19 protein-coding genes and 1 other RNA gene are annotated in these 21,450 nt (G+C 36.2%); 8 read left to right on the forward strand and 12 right to left on the reverse strand.

Annotated elements, in window-relative coordinates; genetic code table 11:
- Positions 1–83 precede the first annotated feature (83 nt).
- Positions 84–833, forward strand: coding sequence for a DUF6503 family protein (locus LB450_RS05455; RefSeq protein WP_224486848.1), 750 nt, complete (start codon positions 84–86; stop codon positions 831–833).
- Here the strand turns inward: LB450_RS05455 and LB450_RS05460 are convergent.
- Positions 820–1,398: a SixA phosphatase family protein gene (locus tag LB450_RS05460; RefSeq protein WP_224486849.1), complete on the reverse strand. Its 579-nt coding sequence runs from the start codon at positions 1,396–1,398 to the stop codon at positions 820–822. The two genes, LB450_RS05455 and LB450_RS05460, sit on opposite strands and share 14 nt — an antisense overlap.
- Positions 1,399–2,430, reverse strand: a complete 1,032-nt coding sequence (locus LB450_RS05465; protein ID WP_224486850.1) for an esterase-like activity of phytase family protein — start codon at positions 2,428–2,430, stop codon at positions 1,399–1,401.
- 134 nt (positions 2,431–2,564) lie between these two features.
- On the opposite strand from LB450_RS05465, the gene LB450_RS05470 reads away from it, so the two are divergent.
- Positions 2,565–2,750, forward strand: a complete 186-nt coding sequence (locus tag LB450_RS05470) for a CsbD family protein (protein WP_224486851.1) — start codon at positions 2,565–2,567, stop codon at positions 2,748–2,750.
- Between the two features lie 60 nt (positions 2,751–2,810).
- Here the strand turns inward: LB450_RS05470 and LB450_RS05475 are convergent, their stop codons facing one another.
- From LB450_RS05475 to LB450_RS05485, 3 genes are read right to left on the reverse strand one after another with little or no spacing between them, the layout of a single operon-like run.
- Complete coding sequence (locus tag LB450_RS05475) at positions 2,811–3,860, reverse strand: peptidylprolyl isomerase (RefSeq protein WP_224486852.1); 1,050 nt, start codon at positions 3,858–3,860, stop codon at positions 2,811–2,813.
- Positions 3,861–3,871: 11 nt separating this feature from the next.
- Positions 3,872–4,414, reverse strand: coding sequence for a gliding motility-associated peptidyl-prolyl isomerase GldI (gene gldI, locus LB450_RS05480; RefSeq protein ID WP_224486853.1), 543 nt, complete (start codon positions 4,412–4,414; stop codon positions 3,872–3,874).
- On the reverse strand, positions 4,411–5,427 hold the full coding sequence (locus tag LB450_RS05485) for a DHH family phosphoesterase (RefSeq protein ID WP_224486854.1): 1,017 nt from the start codon (positions 5,425–5,427) through the stop codon (positions 4,411–4,413). The genes gldI and LB450_RS05485 overlap by 4 nt, the downstream gene beginning before the upstream one ends.
- 72 nt (positions 5,428–5,499) lie before the next feature.
- On the opposite strand from LB450_RS05485, the gene LB450_RS05490 reads away from it, so the two are divergent.
- Together LB450_RS05490 and LB450_RS05495 are read left to right on the forward strand one after the other, a co-directional pair.
- Positions 5,500–6,555 carry an alkaline phosphatase D family protein gene (locus tag LB450_RS05490; protein ID WP_224486855.1) on the forward strand — a complete coding sequence of 352 codons (1,056 nt, stop codon included), beginning with the start codon at positions 5,500–5,502 and terminating at the stop codon, positions 6,553–6,555.
- Positions 6,556–6,620: 65 nt separating this feature from the next.
- Positions 6,621–7,040: a nucleoside-diphosphate kinase gene (locus tag LB450_RS05495; RefSeq protein ID WP_224486856.1), complete on the forward strand. Its 420-nt coding sequence runs from the start codon at positions 6,621–6,623 to the stop codon at positions 7,038–7,040.
- Positions 7,041–7,119: 79 nt separating this feature from the next.
- Here LB450_RS05495 and rny read toward each other — a convergent pair whose 3' ends face one another.
- From rny to LB450_RS05515, 4 genes are all read right to left on the reverse strand, one after another.
- Positions 7,120–8,682, reverse strand: coding sequence for a ribonuclease Y (rny, locus tag LB450_RS05500; RefSeq protein ID WP_224486857.1), 1,563 nt, complete (start codon positions 8,680–8,682; stop codon positions 7,120–7,122).
- A 44-nt stretch (positions 8,683–8,726) separates the two neighbouring features.
- Positions 8,727–8,840, reverse strand: a non-coding RNA gene (gene ssrS, locus LB450_RS05505) — 6S RNA.
- 51 nt (positions 8,841–8,891) lie between these two features.
- Positions 8,892–9,185: a cell division protein ZapA gene (locus LB450_RS05510; RefSeq protein ID WP_224486858.1), complete on the reverse strand. Its 294-nt coding sequence runs from the start codon at positions 9,183–9,185 to the stop codon at positions 8,892–8,894.
- A 1-nt stretch (position 9,186) separates the two neighbouring features.
- Complete coding sequence (locus tag LB450_RS05515) at positions 9,187–9,477, reverse strand: hypothetical protein (protein WP_224486859.1); 291 nt, start codon at positions 9,475–9,477, stop codon at positions 9,187–9,189.
- Between the two features lie 145 nt (positions 9,478–9,622).
- Here LB450_RS05515 and LB450_RS05520 point away from each other — a divergent pair, with 145 nt between their 5' ends.
- Genes LB450_RS05520 through LB450_RS05535 form a run of 4 tightly spaced genes read left to right on the forward strand, consistent with a single transcriptional unit; the run spans position 9,623 to position 14,862 of the window.
- Complete coding sequence (locus tag LB450_RS05520) at positions 9,623–10,861, forward strand: M48 family metallopeptidase (RefSeq protein WP_224486860.1); 1,239 nt, start codon at positions 9,623–9,625, stop codon at positions 10,859–10,861.
- 26 nt (positions 10,862–10,887) lie between these two features.
- Complete coding sequence (locus LB450_RS05525; RefSeq protein WP_224486861.1) at positions 10,888–13,107, forward strand: RelA/SpoT family protein; 2,220 nt, start codon at positions 10,888–10,890, stop codon at positions 13,105–13,107.
- A gap of 18 nt (positions 13,108–13,125) precedes the next feature.
- The gene (locus LB450_RS05530; RefSeq protein ID WP_224486862.1) at positions 13,126–13,587 is read left to right on the forward strand and encodes a Fur family transcriptional regulator; all 462 of its coding nucleotides are present in this window, start codon (positions 13,126–13,128) and stop codon (positions 13,585–13,587) included.
- Positions 13,588–13,590: 3 nt separating this feature from the next.
- The gene (locus LB450_RS05535; protein WP_224486863.1) at positions 13,591–14,862 is read left to right on the forward strand and encodes an adenylosuccinate synthase; all 1,272 of its coding nucleotides are present in this window, start codon (positions 13,591–13,593) and stop codon (positions 14,860–14,862) included.
- 106 nt (positions 14,863–14,968) lie between these two features.
- On the opposite strand, the gene LB450_RS05540 is transcribed toward LB450_RS05535, so the two are convergent.
- From LB450_RS05540 to LB450_RS05550, 3 genes are all read right to left on the reverse strand, one after another.
- A complete protein-coding gene (locus LB450_RS05540) occupies positions 14,969–15,547 on the reverse strand; it encodes a cytochrome b/b6 domain-containing protein (RefSeq protein WP_224486864.1) in 579 nt (192 codons plus the stop codon).
- Positions 15,548–15,950: 403 nt separating this feature from the next.
- A complete protein-coding gene (locus LB450_RS05545) occupies positions 15,951–17,081 on the reverse strand; it encodes an efflux RND transporter periplasmic adaptor subunit (RefSeq protein ID WP_224486865.1) in 1,131 nt (376 codons plus the stop codon).
- Positions 17,082–17,085: 4 nt separating this feature from the next.
- Positions 17,086–21,411 (reverse strand): CusA/CzcA family heavy metal efflux RND transporter, encoded by a 4,326-nt coding sequence (locus LB450_RS05550; RefSeq protein WP_224486866.1) that lies wholly within the window; start codon positions 21,409–21,411, stop codon positions 17,086–17,088.
- Between the last annotated feature and the right edge of the window lie 39 nt (positions 21,412–21,450).

Raw genomic sequence — 21,450 nt, forward strand, 5'->3', positions numbered from 1 at the left:
AATTTTGAGTAATTCGTTCAAAAATAAGACTTTTGAAAGGATAGAGATGAGCAACGACTAATGTTTATATTTAAATTAATAGTATGATAAAATATTTTTTAGGCCTTTTAATGATTGCTTTAGTAAGCTGTCAAAATTCTGAAAAGAAATTATCTTCAGAAGAAATTGTAGATAAGGCTATTGCATATTCAGGGAAATCTAAGTTAAATAACACTATTCTTAAGTTTGATTTTAGAAAATATCATTACAAAGCAACACCCACTTGTGATGGTTTTAAGTTTGAAAGAATATCAAAAAGCAAACCCATCAGAGATGTTTTAGTGAACGACGAACTGACCCGTTATTCAAACGACTCTATCGTGAAGTTAGCAGACTCTACCGCTTTTTCTTATTACGAATCTGTCAATTCAGTGCATTATTTCACTCAGCTCCCCGTCAGACTTAAAGACGAGGCCGTAAACTTATCCGACCTTGGTAAAGAAAAGATTCAGGACAAAACCTATCATAAAATTGAAGTTAAATTTTCTGAAAATGGTGGAGGCGTGGATTTTGAAGATATTTATATCTATTGGTTTGATGTGGAAGATTTTTCTATGGACTACCTGGCGTATAGTTTTATAGTTAATGAAGGTGGTTTGCGTTTTAGAAAAGCCATCAACAGAAGAACGATAGAAGGAGTTGTCTTTCAGGATTATGAAAATTATAAACCAAGGATAAAATCTAAAGACCTTGAAGGTTTAGCTGAAATGTTTGAAAACAATGAACTCGAACTTTTATCTGTTATAGAAAATAAGAACATTGAATTAACTCCAGTTGAGCTTAATTGTAGGTGAAATCTTCAGGCACTTTTTTAGTGATCATCGAGTCTTTAACAGTTAGGTCTTTTTCAACTTCAACTTTGAAAAAGACATCGTAGTTACTTTCGTCTATATCCTGATATTTCTTTTCTGAAAGAATTTCATTGACAAATCCAGGATTGGTGTTGCTATGCCCCACCACCAAAACATTTTTGCCATAAGTCTCCTGCCAGAATTCTTTAGTGAATAAGCTGTCTTTTTTGGCTTCGTAAGTTTGGATAGTTCCTTTGAATTCGTGAACGATAGGAATGAGTGTTTGTATAGTTCTGCTATAATCTGTAGAATAAAATAAGTCTAAACCTTTATCGGCAAAATATGCCGCCATATAATTAGCTCTTCGAATTCCCTCCTCAGTGAGTTGTGGGTCTTCATCCTTAGGATTGGTGGTATCCTTTTCAGCATGCCTTATAAAATAATAGATTGTGTTTTGAGGTTCTTTTCCCTCAGGACTATCGTAAGGAAAAGAAGATGTATTGGATTTGTTGCAGGAAAGCATTAAAAGTGAAATTAAAATAAGGGTTAGTAAATAATTGCTCTTCATTTAATTGGATTTTAATTCTAAGATAATAAACTGATTCAGTTGAGGTCCGAAACTATTGAAATTATCATCCGAAGCAATAATTAAAGACCTATTTCCATTGGGCAGCATAGGGCCAAAACATAAGCCTTCAAGATTGTCTACTATCCTATCTGTTGTTTTCTTTTTAACTTTTTTAAAATCAAAAAGAAGACTTTTTTCAGCGTAACTTATGTTTTCTGAAGTGTCTTCAAGTTGCACAATGTCTTTGATGTCTGTAGCTTTACTTACATCTACCAAAAATAGTTTTACTCTGTTACCCCGACTTTTATGTCCTGCTGAATAGGCTCTTTCCAAAACTAGAAATTTGTCTTTTTCCAGTTGTAAAATTTCAGTTAAGCCGTTGATGGCAAAAGGCAGGAGAGGAATTTTTATTATTCTATCCAGATCCATCGCATATTGCCGGGTAATCTGATTTTGCCTTCTATCATAATGACTTATTCGAATGGGAGAATTGGTGTTGAAAAGTTTTGGAGTTTTGCCATCATTTTCCAGAGGAAGCTCGTTGGCAAACCAAAATCCATTTGAATTTAAATCCATGGAGAGTCCTTCAAAAACACCATTATGTCTGGGTTGGTTGTTTCCTTTTGGCAGGAAATAATCGGGTAGTGGATAACTAGCGAGGAACTCAGCCTTTCTATTGATTTTAAAAATTCTTGGCGCTAGGTCTTTATTGATGTTGCCTTCAGTAGAAATCAGATAGTCTTTACCGTCAAATCGAATTGACTCCATATCCAAAGCATTTTCTTGATAAAAAGCATCGGTTTTTAATTTTGTTACAGAGGTGAAAACAAGGGTATCCAGCTTGAAGTCATCGAGAATAAATTCAGCAGAAAAAAGCAAAGGATTAGAAGGAGAGTCATTGATCATGATGAGTTCTCCATTTTTGAAATCTATACCTGAAATTCCACCAAAGGTTTCATTTTGAAAATTAAAACCAGCGGGGAGTGTGCGCTCGTCAAGAAACTGAATCTCATAAGATGGATTCTTTGGCATTTTTGTGGTGCTGCATCCAAGCAGCAAGATGATAACAAAACTCAACTTTAAAAATTGAGTTAAATAGCAGCGTGTTAACATAAAAAAAGGAATTGTATAGTATCTTAGAATAATTAATTTTAAAACTAAATATTATGAACTTAGATCAATTAGAAGGAAAATTTAAAGAAGGTAAAGGAAAATTGAAGCAAAAATATGCTGAAATCACTGATGACGATTTACAATATTCTGAAGGTAAATTCGAAGAGATGATAGGTAAGCTTCAAGCCAAAACGGGTAAGACCAAAGAAGAGCTAACAGATGAAATCAGTAAATTATAACTGACTCTCATTTATATTAAAAAAGCCCCGCTGCATTTTAGCAACGGGGCTTTTTTGTGTTTACTTCTTCTCTATACTTATTAACTCTACGTCAAATTTCAGAATTGAATTAGCTGGAATAGGTCCAACTTGTCTGGGGCCATAAGCCAATTCTGAAGGAATGACAAGCTCAGCTTTTTCTCCGGTTTTCAACAGCATAATCCCTTCATCCCAACCTGGGATAACTCTGCCAGTTCCTACTGCAAATTCGATAGGTTGATTCCTTTCTATGGAAGAGTCGAATTTGGTTCCGTCTAGAAGGTACCCTGAATAATGTACCTTTACTTTATCACCAGCGGCAGGAGATGTCCCTGTAGGGTTTTCTGTTGTGATGTTGTAACGCAGACCGCTATTTGTCGATTCAAATCCTTCACTGGCTTCTTTTAGTCTTTTCTCTCTTAGAGCCTGAGCTTCTGCTTCTGCTTCTTCAGCTTTTTTTACACCTTCTTTAAAAGCCATAACAGCATCAAAATCTTTTGCATCACTGCCTTTTCTTAGAATATTGACTGTTTCAATGACCACATCTTCAACTGGTCTGTCTCCAGGTTTTTTGGTTTGTACTTTTCCAATGCTGTCAACAACAGCTTCTCCAACTACCAGTTTTCCAAAGACGGTATGCTTTCCATCCAAATGTGGTGTGGGTGCAAGGGTGATGAAAAATTGACTACCATTTGTATTTGGTCCTGCATTGGCCATGGAGAGAACTCCTTTTTCATGTCCCAATTTAGGTGTAACTTCATCTGCAAATTTATATCCAGGACCTCCTTGACCTGTTCCATCAGGATCTCCACCCTGTATCATGAAACCATCTATAACTCTATGAAAAATGATACTATCGTAAAATTTTTCATTTTGATATTTTTCGTCAACCTCAGGATGATTGCCTTCGGCTAGAGCTACAAAGTTGCCAACAGTCATAGGTACTTCCTTGTAATAGAGTTCAGTTACAAAATCTCCTTCCGAAGTTTCAAATTCAGCATAAAGACCGTCTTCTAAGTCTGGATATTGAGAGGAACAACTGAAGATAAGTAGTCCAGTTAAAGCAATAAAAGATAATTTAAGTGTTTTCATTTTGTTCATGTTTAATCGGTGTTAGATTTAATTTTATTTAATGTTACTGTTGATTTTAGGGCGACATGGGTTCCGATCTTATCGTTATCGCCATAATAACCATAAGCCTGATGAGAGGGAAAAAGAAAAGTAAGGGTTTCACCTTCCTTCATTAATTTTAGCCCCTGGCGCAAACCTGTAAAAATTTCTTCCTGATCAATGACGTAAGCTCTTTCGCCAATTTCCTTTCTGGAATAAATAGTGTCTCCCTGTAAGGTGAGCAGGTTATAATTAAACTCTACTTCATCACCAAAATGAGGTGTAAGCGTGTCCTTTTTGTTCTGATCATTATAATAGTACCAAAACCCATCAGCAGAAGTGATATAGGTGTTTGCTGAGTCTTTTTGAATAAGTTCCTGGATATAAGACTCTTCTTTTTTAACAATAGCCTTATTCATTTTTAAAGACTTATTTGTAAAACTCTTAGAAGCCCTACTTACCGGCTTCCGAGGTTCAGGAGACTTGCATCCCTGGAATAAAAAAAGGCAAAAAACTAAGTAAACTACTATTTTCATGAAAGCTTTTCTTTGTAAGTGGTCAACATATTTTCAAATTCTGCTAAAGTCGATTTGAGATCTAAATCACTTTTTCCACCAGCTGCATTTTTATGACCACCACCATTAAAATGAGATCTGGCAAAAGTATTGACGTCAAAATCACCAATAGACCTTAAGGATATTTTTATAATCTCTTCAGCTTTATTTTCAATAAAAATGACTGCAAATTTAATTCCCTTTAGAGATAAGGCATAATTTACAAAACCTTCTGTATCTCCTTTCTTGAACCCATGTGTATTGAGGTCTTCCTGAGATAAGTAAGTGTAAGCTGTGCTGAAGCCTTTCAATACTTTTAAGTTTTGAAGCGCCTTACCTAATAAATGAAGACGGCTTTCTGCATTATTATCATAAATATCCTGATGAATCTGACTGTTCTTTGCTCCTGCGTCAATTAAGTCTGCAATGATTCTATGCGTTTTACTTGTTGTGGAAGGGAATCTAAACGACCCCGTGTCTGTCATTATACCTGTGTATAAACAACTGGCAACTTCTGCGGTTAATTTTTGTTCTGAGTATTCTGTCGTTATAAATTCATATACAAGCTCACAGGTTGAAGCTATATGGGTGTCGACTAGCATGAATTCAGCATAATCTGAAGGTTCTTGATGATGATCTATCATCACAAAGCTCTTATCAAGTTTTGTGAGAAATTCACCAAGACCGCTACCTATCCTGTCTAAATGATTGAAGTCTAAAGTGAATACAAAATCAGAATCTAACAATTTCTTTTCACACTCGCTTTTATCTGTATCGTAGCAAAGAACAGTATTTATACCTGGAAGCCACTTGAGAAAATCAGGAAACCCGTTAGGCATAACGACTTGAGTAGCAATTCCAAACTGTTCCAGAAACAAAGAAAGCCCTAATGTTGATCCTAAAGCATCGCCATCGGGATTTTTATGACCTATAATAACTACTTTTGAATTCGTATTCAGTTCGCTTTTGAGCCTAGAAATTGTATTTTTTCTCATATGACCCAAATGTACGAATTCTTAATAATGCAATAACACTGGAAGTTCTAGTTTTGTCTAAAATAATTACTCATGAAAAATATACACCTGACTTTAGTTTTAGCATCCATTTTGTTTTTGTCGTGTAAGACAAATTCTGAAGAAGGAAATTCAGATAAAACTTCCAAAATTGAGCAACCAACAAATTTTAGAATTGCTCTGGGGAGTTGTAACCGCCAGGACATGCCCCAGGATTACTGGTCTGTGATTCAAAAAGATTCTGCAGATATTTTTATTTGGGGTGGAGATAATATTTATGCCGATACGCCAGATATGAATCTGATGGAGGCGAAGTACGTTAGTCTTAAGAATAACGCTTATTACCGGTCATTTGTCAATAAGCTTCCTTATGGCCCGATAGGCGTTTGGGATGATCACGATTATGGTAAAAATGATGCGGGTGCAGGCTGGGAATACAAAGATGAAGCAAAGTCACTCTTTATGGATTTTATGGACATAGATTCAACGCATGCCATGGCAAACCGAGGCGGAATTTATCATGCTGAGCTTATTAATGCCGGGGATAAACGCATTAAATTCTACATGCTGGATACACGTTACTTTAGAGAGGATTTGCTGGAAGCGGAAGCTTCTGGCAAGAGGTATCAACCACATACCTCTCAGGATTCTACCCTGCTTGGTAAGGCACAGTGGGAGTGGCTGGAGCAGGAGTTTAAAAATTCGGAAGCGGACTTCAATATCATTGTGAGCAGTATCCAGTTTCTATCCAGCGAGCACGGATTCGAAACCTGGGGTAATTTCCCTCATGAGGTAGAGAACATGCAGACGTTACTTCAAAAATATTCACTTGATAATATTTTATTTTTAAGCGGTGACAGGCATATTTCAGAATTTTCCCAAAAGAAAATCAAAGGCTTAGATTATCCTTTAACGGATTTCACTTCTAGTGGTTTAACCCATTCGTATTCATCTTATGACGGTGAGCCAAATCGATATAGAGTTGGTGAAGTTGTAGCAGAAACCAGCTATGGTATTATCGATTTGGATTTAGAAACTGAAAAAGCTTCGTTGAAAATTAAATCGACGAGAGATGGTCATGTGATCCAAAATTTAAAGCTAAGTTTCTAAAACTAAGAAGTAAGCAAAAGTCTTTAGAATTGCTTACTTTTGCCACTTAAATTAAAAATAAGATAATGGCAGGAAATAAAACATTTACCATGCTTAAGCCAGATGCAGTATCTAAAGGCTATACAGGAGAAATCCTTAAACAAATTACTGGCTCTGGTTTTAGAATTGTTGCGCTCAAGATGACGCAAATGACAGAAAATGACGCTAAAACGTTTTACGAAGTTCATAAAGAAAGACCATTTTATGGAGAGCTTGTGGAATATATGACAAGCGGACCTATCGTTGCAGCTGTTCTTGAAAAAGAAAATGCAGTAGATGATTTCAGAACTTTAATTGGTGCTACCAATCCTGAAGAGGCTGCTGAAGGTACCATTCGTAAAAAATACGCGGCTTCTATTAGTGAAAACGCTATTCATGGAAGTGACAGCGATGAAAATGCAACCATTGAAAGCAATTTTCATTTTTCAGGAAGAGAGCAGTTTTAAATTTAAAACTACTTATTAAAACTAAAAAGGGCTGTTTCGAAAGAAACAGCCCTTTTTGATTATTTAAATTTATATCAAACTACTTTGCAATATTAATCGCTCTGGTTTCTCGTATCACTGTGACTTTCACCTGACCTGGGTAAGTCATGTCTGTTTGAATTTTTTGAGAAATTTCAAAAGACAAGGCAGACGCTTTTTCATCGGTTACTTTTTCACTTTCCACGATCACCCTCAATTCTCTACCGGCCTGGATAGCATAAGCTTTTTTGACGCCTCCAAAACCAAAGGCGATTTCTTCAAGATCTTTTAGTCGTTTCACATAAGAATCAAGAACCTGTCTTCTAGCTCCTGGTCTGGCACCGCTTATGGCATCGCAAACCTGAACGAGTGGAGACAGGAGGGAAGTCATTTCTACTTCATCGTGGTGAGCCCCTATAGCATTGCAGATTTCGGGTTTTTCACCATATTTCTCTGCCCACTGCATACCTAAAATAGCATGTGGAAGTTCGGTTTCATTTTCTGGTACTTTACCGATGTCATGGAGAAGTCCAGCACGTTTGGCGAGTTTTGGATTTAAGCCAAGCTCCGAGGCCATAATACCACAAAGATTGGCGACTTCTCTGGAGTGTTGTAGAAGGTTTTGACCGTAAGAGGATCTGTATTTCATTCTGCCAACCATCTTCACCAATTCCGGGTTTAAACCATGAATTCCAAGATCAATAATGGTTCGTTTTCCAATATCTGCGATTTCTTCATCAATCGCTTTTCTGGTTTTCTTCACGACTTCTTCAATTCTTGCCGGGTGAATTCTACCGTCGGTTACCAGTTTGTGTAAGGATAATCTGGCCACTTCACGGCGTATAGAATCAAAACAAGATAAAATTATCGCTTCAGGTGTGTCATCTACAATAATTTCTACACCAGTTGCTGCTTCAATAGCCCTTATGTTTCTCCCTTCACGACCAATAATTCTGCCTTTTACATCATCGCTTTCCAGGTTGAATACAGATACACAGTTATCTATAGCTTCTTCAGTTCCAACTCTCTGGATGGTATTGATGACTATTTTTTTAGCTTCTTGCTGCGCTGTCAGCTTTGCGTCTTCTACAGTGTCCTGTATCATCTGCATAGCTTCAGCCTTAGCAGTTTCTTTTAGCGATTCCATCAGCTGAGCCTTGGCATCTTCTGCACTTAATCCGCTAAGCACTTCCAGCTGATTGATTTTACGCTGAAGAATTTTATCAATTTCTTCTTGCCTTTTCTCTAGATATTCGTTTCTATGAGAGTAATCTTTAAGTTTTTCTTCAAGTTCATTATTGAGTTTCTTGTTTTTAGAAAGCTCATTAGATACTTGAGACTCTTTGTCTTTTGTTCTTTTTTCTGCTTCGCTTATTTTTTGATCCCTGTTGAGAATGACCTTTTCATGCTCAGATTTAAGTTCAATAAACTTTTCTTTTGCCTGAAGGATTTTGTCTTTTTTGACGCTTTCTCCTTCTTTTTCAGCTTCCTTAATAATTTTCTGAGCTTCCTTCTCAGCACTTTTCAAAGTGCTTGTTGCGCTTTTGCTATCAATCGTTTTCGATATTAAAAAACCAATGACAAGTCCCGCAATTGCTGCTATTATAATGTATGTAATTTCCATAATTGTATATATAAAAAAAGCCTGTATTAGCCTAGTTTTGTATAAAACTCCGTGTAAACAGGTTTAGGGATACTCAATTGATCAAGGATCCGCTGCACCGAAGTGGCGGCTTGCTTTAGCAACTGAAACTCACCCTTTTTAAATAGTAAATGTTGAGTTTATCAAAAAGGTACGACTAATACAGGCAGTGTCGATTTATGTAATGAACGTTAGTTTAATTGGTTTTTGAGCATCTCATCCAACTCTTCAAGCTTCACTTCTACTTGCTTCAGTTCTGAAGACGAAGATAACTGATTTTGTTCGATTTCTGCAGCAAATTGTAAGGCACTCATGGCCAGTACATCTTGTTTATCTCTTACTGCATAATCCTGCTCAAATTTCTTAATCACTTCATTTATTCTTTTGGCGGCTTTTCTAAGGCCTTCTTCTTGTTCTGGTCTAATGGTTAGGGGATAAACCCTGTCTGCAATCGATAACTTTATTTTGAATTTATCTGTAGCCATTTTATTCTGCCAATTGAATAATACAAGTATCTATTTCTTTAATTAAACTATTTATTTTGAGTTTTGTTTCTCTTTTGTACTCGGTACTGCCAAGTAATGCGTTAGCTGTTTTGAGCGTTTTATTTTCATGTTGTAATCGTTCTATTTCCGAATTTAATTCTGAAACAGTTTTAGATGAAGAATCAAATTGGGACTTTAGATTTTTATGTTCAATCTTTAAAGTTTCATAATTTGAAATCAATTTTTTCAAATTGCCTTCTAAAGATTCAACGCTAATTACCAATTTACTCATTTACACCTTTCGCATTGCTTTAAAGCAAATTTAGCATCTATTAATGAATATGACAACCTACTTTTCATAAAATTCAAAATGAATAGGTATGAATATTGGTAAACAATTGAAAAACATGCTTTAGATTTGTCGAAAAAATTAAGGAATGACTTCAGAACTAGTTTTTTACCTTATCATTGGTCTTATTGCCTTCAACTTTCTTTTGGAAAGTTATTTGGATTATTTGAACTACACCAAATTCGATGCACAACCCCCTGCTCAGTTAGAAGATCTTTACGATGAATCTGAATATCAAAAGTCACAAGCTTATAAAAAGGACAAATTCAAATTTGGATTAGTCCAATCCCTCTTTTCAGTAACTTTAATTCTAGTTTTTCTCAGTTTTGATGGGTTTGAAATTGTAAACTCTATCGCCAGAGAATACGCAGAGCATTCCATTATGGTCTCTTTGCTTTTTTTCGGAATTTTGTTTTCAGGAAGTTTTTTACTCAGTTTACCATTCGATTATTACTTCACGTTTGTTATTGAAGAACGTTACGATTTTAACACGTCTTCAAAATCCTTGTTTTGGTTGGATAAATTTAAATCAATTTTATTGACGCTTGTTTTGGGGGGTGTTATTCTGGGTTTAATTTTGGTGTTTTACAGTTATGTTGGCACAGATTTTTGGTGGTATACCTGGATTTTGGTAGCTTTTATTTCTGTGTTGCTGAACATGTTTTATGCTAAACTTTTTGTCCCGTTATTCAATAAACAAACGCCGTTAAAAGAAGGTGAACTAAGGACCGAAATCGAAACGTATGCTTCCAAAATGAATTTCAATTTGAAAAATATTTTTGTAATTGATGGTTCTAAGAGAAGTAAAAAAGCCAATGCTTATTTTTCCGGGTTTGGAAGTGAGAAAAGGATTACTCTTTTTGATACATTGATCAAAGATTTAACCAACGAAGAAGTCGTTGCTGTCTTAGCCCATGAAGTAGGTCATTATAAAAAGAACCATATCCTTATCAATCTGGTGGTGTCCATCATTACGGTTGGTTTTACGTTATGGTTGCTGTCTTTATTTGTAAGTGAGCCTATGCTTGCTCAGGCTTTGGGAGTGGAGGAACCTAGCTTCCATATTGGTTTGGTTGCTTTCAGTTTTTTGTATGCTCCAATTTCTTTATTAACTGGCATTCTCACGAATATTCTTTCAAGAAAATTTGAATTTCAGGCAGATGATTTTGCGAAATCCACTTATACTGCTGAGCATTTGATTTCAGGATTAAAAAAATTAGCAAAGAATAGTTTAAGCAACTTAACCCCACATTCAGCTTATGTGTTTTTTCACTATTCTCATCCACCTTTATCAGAAAGGCTGAAAAATTTAGAAAATAATTCGTAATTTCAAATTAATAAGAGACAAGATTTATGGAGATTACAGATGCTTATTTAGAGCAAGAGAGCAAGGAGATTACCAAAGAATATAAGGAGCTTTTACGTATAAGTTACAGGACTTTAAGTGTTAAGGATAAAAAACTCATTCGCAAAGCTTTTGAAACTGCTGTAGAAGCTCATAAAGACCAACGACGCAAATCTGGAGAGGCCTACGTCTTTCATCCCATTGCAGTAGCCAAAATCGTGGCACATGAAATTGGGCTGGACGCCACATCTATAGCTTCTGCGCTTTTACACGATGTGGTAGAAGATACGCGTTACACGCTTACCGATATTGAGCAGATGTTTGGTGAAGTTGTTGCAAGAATTGTGGATGGACTTACTAAAATTTCTAGTTTAAAAAAAGACGGTGACATTTCTATGCAGGCAGAGAACTTCAGGAAAATGTTGCTCACCCTCAACGATGATATACGCGTGATTATCATCAAGATTGCAGACAGACTCCACAATATGCAAACTATGGACGCCATGCGTCCAGACAAACAAGTCAAAATCGCAAGTGAAACGCTTTATATTTATGCTCCTTTAGCTCATAGAATAGGGCTTTACAATATCAAAACAGAACTGGAAGATCTGAGTTTAAAATATACTGAGCCCGAAGTTTACAATGACATCTTAGGCAAGTTAAAGGAAAGTAAAGAAGAGCAGGATCAATATATTAAAGATTTCTCAAAAACAATTTCTGATGCGCTGGAGAAAGAAGACATCGACTTTGAAGTCAAAGGCCGGCCTAAATCTATTTACTCCATCAGAAAAAAAATTGTTAAGCAAAATATATCTTTCGATGAAATCTATGACAAGTTTGCTTTAAGGATCATTTATAAGTCCAATTCAGAAAATGAAAAATTCCTGGCCTGGAAAATCTATTCTATAGTCACCGATTATTACAGACCCAATCCTACGCGCCTTCGCGATTGGATTTCATCCCCTAAAACTACCGGGTACGAAGCTTTGCACATCACAGTGATGGGGCCGAAGGGGAAATGGGTAGAAGTGCAGATTCGCAGTGAACGCATGAATGAAATAGCAGAAAAGGGTTATGCGGCTCATTATAAATACAAGCATAAAGATGAAGCCCAGGACGAACAAGGCCTGGACTTGTGGCTGAACAGACTTCAGGAAGCTTTGGAAAATAATGAGATGAATGCTGTTGACTTTGTGGAGCAATTTAAACTGAACCTGTATTCCAAAGAGATTTTCGTGTTTACCCCACAAGGGGACTTAAAGTCTTTGCCCAAAGGCTCTACCGTCTTAGATTTTGCTTTCGCTATACATACCGATATTGGTTATCAAACCAGAGGGGCCAAAGTAAACGGAAAGATTGTGGCTTTGAGCCGGGTCCTGAAAAGTGGTGATCAGGTGGAAATTATCACCTCATCGACCGCGAAACCAACCAAAAACTGGCTGGATTATGCAACGACAGCAAGAGCTCGAACTAAAATAAAATCAGCCTTAAAAGAAAAAAGAAAACTCATAGCGGCCGAAGGAAAAGAGATTTTAAGACGTAAACTGAAATCTCAGCGCATAAGTTTGAATGAAAGAACAGTGAATGAAATGGTTGTGTTCTTCAAACTGAAAACAAGTTTGGATTTATTCTATAGAGTTGGAATTGGAAGTATAGATAACAAACAAATTAAAGATTATGCTTCTTCCAGGAGTAATGCGTTAGTTTCGTTTTTCAAAAATAAAATCAGACGTTCACCAGAAAAAGACAAAACACAGGAAGAAGAGGATGTTTCCAGTAACTACGACCAGCTTGTGTTTGGTGATGATGAACAAAAATTAGATTATAAATTAGCTCCCTGTTGTAATCCTATTCCTGGTGATGAGGTTTTTGGATTTACAACTATAAAGGATGGTATTAAGGTGCATAAAAAAAACTGTCCTAATGCGATCCAGCTTCAAAGTAACTATGCCTATAGAATTCTAAAAGCAAAGTGGATAGATTCTTCTCAGGAAGAATTTAGTGCAAGCATAGGTCTTACTGGTATTGATGATCTTGGCTTAGTAAGTGTTATCACCAATGAAATTTCCAAGAATCTTAATGTGAATATTTTAAGCATAGCCTTTTCCAGTAATGACGGTGTTTTTGAAGGGAAACTAGTTGTGAAGGTGAAAAATATATCGATATTGTCTAAACTTATGGAAAGATTGGGAAAAATCGATGGAATCGATAAGGTTAAGCGTGAATAAAAGTATATTTTTGTAACTATGGTAAATAAAGATAACGTAAAAAACGATTTAGCTGTTGTAAAAAATGTGTTTACTAAATTTTTGGAAAACAACGGGCACCGTAAAACTCCGGAAAGATTCGCTATACTTCAAGAAATTTACGAAAGTGATAATCACTTTGATATTGAGTCTTTGTACATCAAAATGAAGACCAAGAACTATAGAGTAAGTAGAGCTACTTTATACAATACTATTGACTTGCTGTTGGATTGTGGTTTAGTGAGAAAACATCAGTTTGGTAAAAACCAGGCTCAGTATGAAAAGTCTTACTTCGATAAACAACATGACCACGTCATCCTAACCGATACAGGTGAAGTTATAGAGTTTTGCGACCCTCGTATAGAATCCATCAAAAAAACAATAGAAGAGGTGTTCGATATTTCTATCGATCGCCACTCATTATATTTCTATGGAACAAAAAACCAACCAAAGACAGACTAAAACATGGCAGTAGACTTACTACTTGGACTCCAATGGGGAGATGAAGGCAAAGGGAAAATAGTTGATTACCTTACCAAAGATTATAATATTATAGCAAGATTTCAAGGTGGTCCTAATGCCGGACACACGCTTGAATTTGATGGCATAAAACACGTTTTACACACTATTCCTTCGGGGATATTTCATAAGAATGCAGTAAACGTCGTTGGAAATGGAGTGGTGATTGATCCGGTTATCTTTCAAAAAGAAATAAAAGCTTTAGCCAAGTTTAACCTTGACTTTACAGAAAGCTTATTGATTTCTAGAAAGGCGCACATCATTCTTCCAACTCATCGGCTGTTGGATGCTGCTTCAGAAACATCTAAAGGTAAAGCCAAAATCGGTTCGACCTTAAAAGGTATTGGGCCAACCTACATGGACAAAACTGGTCGTAATGGTTTGAGAATTGGAGATCTTGAATTTGACAACTGGAAAGAGAAATACAGACAGCTGGCTAATAAACATCAGGCATTGATTGAATTTTATAATGTGGATGTTCAGTACAATCTGAAAGAGCTTGAGAACGAATTTTTTGAGGCTATTGAATCCATAAAATTATTAAAATTTATCGATTCTGAAGAATATCTTCACCAGGCGCAGGTTGATAACCAAACTATTTTAGCTGAAGGTGCTCAAGGGTCTCTCCTGGATATTGATTTTGGTACCTATCCTTTTGTCACCTCTTCCAACACGACGGCTGCTGGTGCTTGTACAGGTTTAGGCATAGCTCCTAATAAAATCAAAAAGGTATTTGGAATATTTAAAGCCTATACCACAAGAGTTGGTAGCGGACCATTTCCAACTGAATTGTTTGATGAAGATGGAGCGAGAATGGCAAAAGTCGGTAATGAGTTTGGAGCCACTACTGGACGACCAAGACGTTGTGGATGGCTAGATTTAGTAGCTTTAAAATACGCTGTCCAAATCAATGGAGTAACCGAATTGATGATGATGAAATCTGATGTGTTGAGCGGGTTCAAAACTTTGAAAGTGTGTACTGCTTACAACTATAAGGGGGTAGAAATTCAGCATTTGCCTTACAATATAGAAGCAGAAAACTTGCAACCAGTTTACAAAGAATTCAAAGGCTGGAAAGAAGATATTTCAAATCATTCTAATTTTGACAACCTTCCACAGGCTTTGAAGGATTATATCAAGTTTATAGAAGACGAACTCAATGTTCCCATCAAAATTGTATCGGTCGGTCCAGATAGAAAAGAGACCATATTGAGATAGTTAAACGTTATTTCGGACCAACAAAGCCTTCAAATATTTTTTGAAGGCTTTGTTATTATTGTTCGGAATTTAAACAGTTTAATTCAAAGATTAGACCTATCGTTTTTTATTCTTTCATATTCTTTTTTCCACTCACAATTCTAGACACGATACCCTTTTGCTTGGTAAATTCGGCTAGTAAAACCCCCGATAGATGAATAACTATGAAAGCGACAAGATAATAGATGGACAGTACGTGTATTTCTTCACTTATCGCTTCCCATCCTTCTGGACCAAATTCTATAAGCAAGCCAGTGACCAGTGAAATGACAACGCATGCGTAAAAAATGACATAGATCCACTTTTGAAATCTTTCTTTAGTAGTCAGCTCATTACTCAAGGGGTTTTGAATTGGCATTTCTCCAAAAAACGGAAGTAAGAACCTCAACCCAAATAGACCAACTAATACGTAACCAGTATAAATGTGCCAATTCCACATGGGTTGTCTTATTTGTTTGGCTAAGACTATTAACTGATCCTGAGATAAAACCTGCCCGTTCTGACTGAGGTATTTTTCTATTATATCAGCCATGTGTTCCTTATTCATCCATGTTAACCTTAGGAAAATGGTACTTAATAAAAAGAAGAATGATAACGCAATGGCCCAGTGAAGGATGCGGTAAATTTTTGAATATGATTTTTCCATGGTTTTTATTTTTTAAAAGTTCTTTTTGATTAAGATTCAGTTCCTTTCTTATGATATACGTCAAGCATTGATGTATCGTAGTCAAAATGAATATCTAAACTTGTTCTTTAATTGAAAGGGGATTGTAAACTTGCCTTTATTCTTTAAAAGATGAGCCAGAAATTTAAATTCCTTTTTCGGTTAGCTTAATAAGCTCATCTCCTTTTTTGACTTCATGTCTGCTCATGTTGAGATGAATTTCTTCAGCTTCCTAAATATCATCCATTTTAAAATACATGCGAAGATGTGTTTAGAAATTAAAGAGCCTTTTGATGAAGTTATTAATACCGCTTTTTAACCTTCTTTGGTATCTTCAATGATGTCCTTGGCAATTTAAATTTTATTCCATTTTGCGACAGACTCCTTAATTTGTGATGGTCACCATATCGAAAACCCCTTTGGTCAGGTATTTTGAATCTAAATTAATGGTTTCCGTATTTAAAATCGGTTTAAAACCATTCTGTGGTGCGGTAGATTTTACTCCAACTTTTTTAAATTTATAGGTAGTGTCGCTTTGCTCTACGAGTTCTAAAATATAAGTGGTTTCATCAACTTCTGTAAATGCAGATTCTGGTAAAGCAAAACGTTTCTTCCTGTCAGTATCGAAATAAGCATTAACAAACATACCGACTGTAAATTTGTTTTCTCTGTCTGAAGGATGGGCGTGAATTCTAACTTTTCTATCCTCATTTATCTCTGCACCAATTAGACGTAAGTAGGCAAGGTAACTTTCTTCAGATATTTCTGGTATCTCAAATCGTAAACTGTCTCCTTTTTGAATTTTCATAAGGTCTTTTTCAAACACATCCAGTTCTAAATGAATATGGTCCACATCCAGGATCTCCATGATCATCTCAGATTTTCCTATGAATTTTCCCTGAGCCACGTTCAGTTTTGAAATCTTACCACTTATAGGCGCCAAAATATTTAGTTCTGAAGTGAAATTGCCTTTTTCGATTTCCTGAGGATTTAGATTCATCAACCTGATTTGTTCTTCTGCAGCTGCAAGCTGAGCCTTGGCATTGAGGTATTGATTCTTGGTAGACTGAAACACTTTTTGTGCAATAATCTGGTCTTCATACAAGGTTTTTTTACGATCAAACTCAGAGGTTAAGTAATTTAGATTACTTAGGGCTTCCACATAATTTTGCTGCATTTTTATAAAATCTGGATTTTTTAATTTTACCAGCAAATCTCCTTTTTCAACCTTATCTCCAACCAATAAATCAGTGTGACTTACATAGCCATCAAAGTAGGAAGTGACCGATGATCTGTTTTTTGGCGGAACATCTACCATCCCCGTAACTTCAAATTCTTCAGAAAAGGTGATTTTTTCTGGTTTTCCTAAGGTCAACTCATTTTTCTGAAATTGTTCCTGTGTTAATTCAATAAAATTAGTATCAGATTTTTCTTCTGTTGATTCTGTTTGTTTTTCTCCACATGAGAAGAATATCAGTGTAAAGACGAGCAGGGTAATATATGTATAGCGTTTCATGAGTTTAGTTTAATAAGAAATAATTTAAAGCAATGATGGTTTGGTTGTATTCTCTTAATTTTGAAAGGTAATCCAGTTGAATTCGCTGTGCATTTTCAATGCTTTGAGTATATCTGAAAAAGTCAATCTCTCCGGCTTTGTAACTCAATTTTGCAGACTTCAAAATCTCTTTGGCCACCTTCAGTTGATAATTTTCAAAATTATCTAAAGCCTTTTGTTGAACAGAAAGCTGATTGATTAACTGATTCTGACGTTGTTCCAAAACAATTTTTGCATCTTCAACTTCGGCTTGCTTGGCGCGTTCTATGATTTCTGCTGATTTTATTTTTGAGCGATCTCCAAAAAATAATAAAGGAATATTGATTCCGATTTGGTAAACTTCAAAATTCTTATCGATGGCAGAATTACCTCTCACAGAGTAGCTGGCGGAAATCCCTGGCAACAACTGATTTTTGGCTAAAGCAGAATTTCTTTCAGATACTTTTTGATCTAGCTCCAAAGCAGATAAACTAAGATTATCTGAATTATCAAGAGGCTTATTCAATTGTAACTTATAGAGTTGGTTACCATTCAAAACCAAGGTGTCTTCTGTTTGGAGTAAACTTTTGATAGCAACTTTACTCGCAGTCATATTCTGCTTTACCTGTAAGATTTCAAGCTGAATTTGATTCGATTTTGACTCCGCCGTAATCTTTTCTAAATAATTGGATTCACCTTCTTCAAACTTCCGCTTGGCCATATAGGCAAACTCAGAATACACCTGATAGATGCTATCGTATATCGAAAGTTGATTTACAGCCGCCAAATAATCTTGATAGTTCTGCTGCAAGGTTTTGATTTGCCGAAGTTCTGTTATGCTATACTGGGTTTCGGCTAAATCTGTTTTGACTTTATTTAGTTTCAGTTTGCTTCCGTAAACCGAAGGAAAATCGATGGCTTGTGAGATTCCCCAGGCTGTAAATAAACTCACATTATCTGGTGGAGCAAACACAGTTTCATCATAGTTTTTAAACAGTTGAGTTCTTTCAAAAGTAAAAGCCTCGCCTTCGCTTGCTTTAGCCCCTTCTGCTTGTAGCTGAGCTGATTTTAATTTATTGTTATTCTGAAGCATTTTAGTTTTCAGAGTTTCAAACTCGTTGTCTTGAGCAAAACTTGAAAAACTTGTACCCAGAAATAATAGGACTAATAATCCTAATTTACCTTTAAGTTTCACTTTAGATTTTTTTATGGTGACAGCATATAATACAGGTAGAACAATCAAAGTTAATAAAGTTGAAGTAACCAAACCACCAATAATAACGGTAGCCACAGGACGTTGAACTTCTGCGCCTGCGCCAGTCGAAATCGCCATCGGCAAAAAGCCTAAGGCAGTGGAACTTGCCGTAAGTAAAACGGCACGTAAGCGGTCCTGGGTGGCATCAATAATGTTTTTTATACTTAATTGATTGTGTTCTTTCAAAATATCTTTAAAATACTCCACCAAAATAATCCCGTTCAGGACAGCAATACCAAATAAAGCAATAAATCCAACACCAGCCGAAATACTAAATGGCATATCTCTAAGCCATAACAGGAAAACGCCTCCCACAGCAGAGAAGGGGATAGCTGAATAAATAAGCAGTGCATCTCTATGCTTTTTGAGAGCAAAATAGAGTAGAATATAAATAAGAAGTAAAGCGATAGGTACTGCTAGTTTTAAACGTGCTTTAGCGCTTCTAAGATTCTCAAATTGACCACCATAGGTGATAGTGTATCCAACAGGTAATGAAATATTTTCATCTACCAAATCTTGAATTTTTTTCACCACCGTTTCTAAATCACTATTCCTTACGTTTACACCAACGACTATGCGGCGCTTGGTGTCGTCACGGGAGATTTTTGCAGGACCTTTCTCATAACTGATATCAGCTACTTCGGATAATGGGATTTTACCTGAATTTGGCGTATCAATCATTAAATTTCTTATGTCGTTAATGTCTTTACGTTGTTCCTCCTGAAGCCTTACGACCAGGTCAAAACGTTTTTGGCCTTCAAAGACCACACCGGTTGCTTTTCCAGCAAAACCAGCTGAAACAACCGCGTTTACATCTTTGATGTTCAGGCCATATCTTGCAATTTTTTCTCTTTTGAAATTTATAGCCAGCTGAGGTAGTCCAATAATTTTTTCAACAAAAATATCTGCTGCGCCTTCTACATCAGAGATTAAATCTTTAATCTCATTTCCTTTTCTAGAAAGGATGTCGAGGTTTTCACCAAATATTTTTATAGCAATATCAGAGCGAACTCCGGTGATTAACTCATTAAAACGCATCTCGATAGGTTGGGTAAATTGTAATTCCATACCCGGAAAAACAGCTAAAGCTTTTGTGATTTCACCAGCTAGTTTTGTCTTAGTCATGTCTTCTCTCCATTCTGATTTTGATTTCAGGATGACAATAACATCCGAATCCTGCATAGACATAGGATCGGTTGGAACTTCAGCAGCTCCAATTCTAGACACGACCTGGTCTACTTCTGGAAATTCTTCAATCAGAATCTTTTCAATTTCAGTAGTGCGTTCTACAGTACTGCTTAAAGATTTACCGGTTTTTAAAATCGGTTGGATTACAAAATCTCCTTCATCTAAAGTTGGGACAAATTCCCCGCCCATTTTTGTGAAGGTAAATATGCCAAGAGCAATTAATACTACAGCTGAGACTAAGACGACTTTAGTATGATCTAAAGCCCATTTTATAGAAGGTAAGTATAAACGCTTAATGCCATCCATAAGTTTTATAGAAAATTTGAATGGTTTAGAATTTGGTTTTAAAATCAGGCTGCAAGCTACAGGAACCCAGGTGAAGCCTAAAATCATAGCACCAATGAGTGCAAAACTAAAGGTAAGTGCCATTGGTCTAAACATTTTTCCTTCCACACCACTCAAAGACAAAATAGGGATAAAGACAATTAAGATAATTATTTGTCCAAAGATGGCAGAGGTAAGCATTTTGGAAGCACCTTTAAAGGTGATTTTATCTTTCAGTTTCCTGATTTCTGAAGAGCTTTTACCACTGAAATTGTTGGCGCGTTGCCACATCCTGAAGGCTACAAACTCTACAATAATGACAGCCCCATCTACAATAATTCCAAAGTCTAAAGCTCCCATACTCATCAAGTTGACATCCACTCCGAAAACATACATTAAACTGATGGCACACAAGAAACTTAAAGGGATTATAGAAGAAATGACTAAGCCAGCTCTCCAGTCGCCTATAATGAGGATAACGATAAAGGCTACAACCAGAAAACCTAAAAAAAGGTTTTCTATAATTGTAGAAGTTGTGCGATCAATTAATTCTGATCTATCTAAGAAACCATTGATATATACGCCCTCTGGTAAAGTGTTTTCAACTTGAGCTATTCTCTCTTTTACAGCATTTATAACTTTTTGAGAATTGGCACCCTTTAACATCATAACCTGTCCAAGAACTTTTTCGCCTTCACCGTTACCAGTTATAGCTCCAAAGCGTCTGGCATGACCAAAACCCACTTCTGCGATGTCTTTGATATAAACAGGTTGATTGCTACGCGTGGTGACTACAATGTTTTTAATATCCTTGAGGTCAGAAATTAGGCCTTCTCCTCGAATAAAATAAGCCTCTCCATTTTTCTCAATATAGCTTCCACCTTCAACCGAATTATTATTTTCTAAAGCTTGAAAGACTTCAGAAAAACTAACTTCATTGGCCTGCAGGCGTTTGGTGTTGATACTTACCTCATATTGTTTTAAATAGCCGCCCCAGGAGTTAATTTCAACTACTCCGGGAATGCCAGAAAGTTGCCGTTTTACAATCCAGTCCTGAATAGTTCTTAATTCTCTGGCATCATATTCATCCTCATAACCTGGCTTAGTTTCGAGAGTGTATTGATAAATTTCTCCTAAGCCAGTGGTGATAGGCCCCATAAACGGAGAACCAAAGTTGGATGGGATTTTTTCAGCAGCGGATTTTAATTTCTCTGAAATTAATTGCCGTGGGAGATAAGTCCCATAATCGTCTTGAAATATAATGGTCACTACCGAAAGGCCAAATTTTGATACAGAGCGTATTTCTTTAACGCCCGGTAAGTTGGCCACTTCCAGTTCCACAGGATAGGTGATAAATTGTTCAACATCACTAGTTGATAAATTGCGAGAAGTGGTGATAACTTGTACCTGATTATTGGTGATGTCGGGAACTGCGCCTATGGGTACATTCATTAAGGCATACGAACCAAATCCAATGATACCGCATACAAATAGAACAATAAGGAATTTAGATTTTAAACTAAATTCAATGATTTTTGATAGCATATGTGTTTAGGTGTGTGAATAAATATTAATTCTAGATTT

It is taken from the genome of Psychroflexus curvus (assembly GCF_020164585.1).
Taxonomy (GTDB): Bacteria; Bacteroidota; Bacteroidia; order Flavobacteriales; family Flavobacteriaceae; genus Psychroflexus; species Psychroflexus curvus.

Bases quoted from the DNA above. Each gene is read 5' to 3' on its own strand.
- LB450_RS05465 (WP_224486850.1), bottom strand. From the start codon at position 2,430: ATGCCAAAGAATCCATCTTATGAGATTCAGTTTCTTGACGAGCGCACA.
- LB450_RS05485 (WP_224486854.1), bottom strand. From the start codon at position 5,427: ATGAGAAAAAATACAATTTCTAGGCTCAAAAGCGAACTGAATACGAAT.
- LB450_RS05535 (WP_224486863.1), top strand. From the start codon at position 13,591: ATGGCAGTAGACTTACTACTTGGACTCCAATGGGGAGATGAAGGCAAA.
- gldI (WP_224486853.1), bottom strand. From the start codon at position 4,414: ATGAAAATAGTAGTTTACTTAGTTTTTTGCCTTTTTTTATTCCAGGGA.
- LB450_RS05460 (WP_224486849.1), bottom strand. From the start codon at position 1,398: ATGAAGAGCAATTATTTACTAACCCTTATTTTAATTTCACTTTTAATG.
- rny (WP_224486857.1), bottom strand. From the start codon at position 8,682: ATGGAAATTACATACATTATAATAGCAGCAATTGCGGGACTTGTCATT.
- LB450_RS05495 (WP_224486856.1), top strand. From the start codon at position 6,621: ATGGCAGGAAATAAAACATTTACCATGCTTAAGCCAGATGCAGTATCT.
- LB450_RS05550 (WP_224486866.1), bottom strand. From the start codon at position 21,411: ATGCTATCAAAAATCATTGAATTTAGTTTAAAATCTAAATTCCTTATT.
- LB450_RS05515 (WP_224486859.1), bottom strand. From the start codon at position 9,477: ATGAGTAAATTGGTAATTAGCGTTGAATCTTTAGAAGGCAATTTGAAA.
- LB450_RS05510 (WP_224486858.1), bottom strand. From the start codon at position 9,185: ATGGCTACAGATAAATTCAAAATAAAGTTATCGATTGCAGACAGGGTT.
- LB450_RS05490 (WP_224486855.1), top strand. From the start codon at position 5,500: ATGAAAAATATACACCTGACTTTAGTTTTAGCATCCATTTTGTTTTTG.
- LB450_RS05520 (WP_224486860.1), top strand. From the start codon at position 9,623: ATGACTTCAGAACTAGTTTTTTACCTTATCATTGGTCTTATTGCCTTC.
- LB450_RS05530 (WP_224486862.1), top strand. From the start codon at position 13,126: ATGGTAAATAAAGATAACGTAAAAAACGATTTAGCTGTTGTAAAAAAT.
- LB450_RS05475 (WP_224486852.1), bottom strand. From the start codon at position 3,860: ATGAAAACACTTAAATTATCTTTTATTGCTTTAACTGGACTACTTATC.
- LB450_RS05525 (WP_224486861.1), top strand. From the start codon at position 10,888: ATGGAGATTACAGATGCTTATTTAGAGCAAGAGAGCAAGGAGATTACC.
- LB450_RS05540 (WP_224486864.1), bottom strand. From the start codon at position 15,547: ATGGAAAAATCATATTCAAAAATTTACCGCATCCTTCACTGGGCCATT.
- LB450_RS05455 (WP_224486848.1), top strand. From the start codon at position 84: ATGATAAAATATTTTTTAGGCCTTTTAATGATTGCTTTAGTAAGCTGT.
- LB450_RS05470 (WP_224486851.1), top strand. From the start codon at position 2,565: ATGAACTTAGATCAATTAGAAGGAAAATTTAAAGAAGGTAAAGGAAAA.
- LB450_RS05545 (WP_224486865.1), bottom strand. From the start codon at position 17,081: ATGAAACGCTATACATATATTACCCTGCTCGTCTTTACACTGATATTC.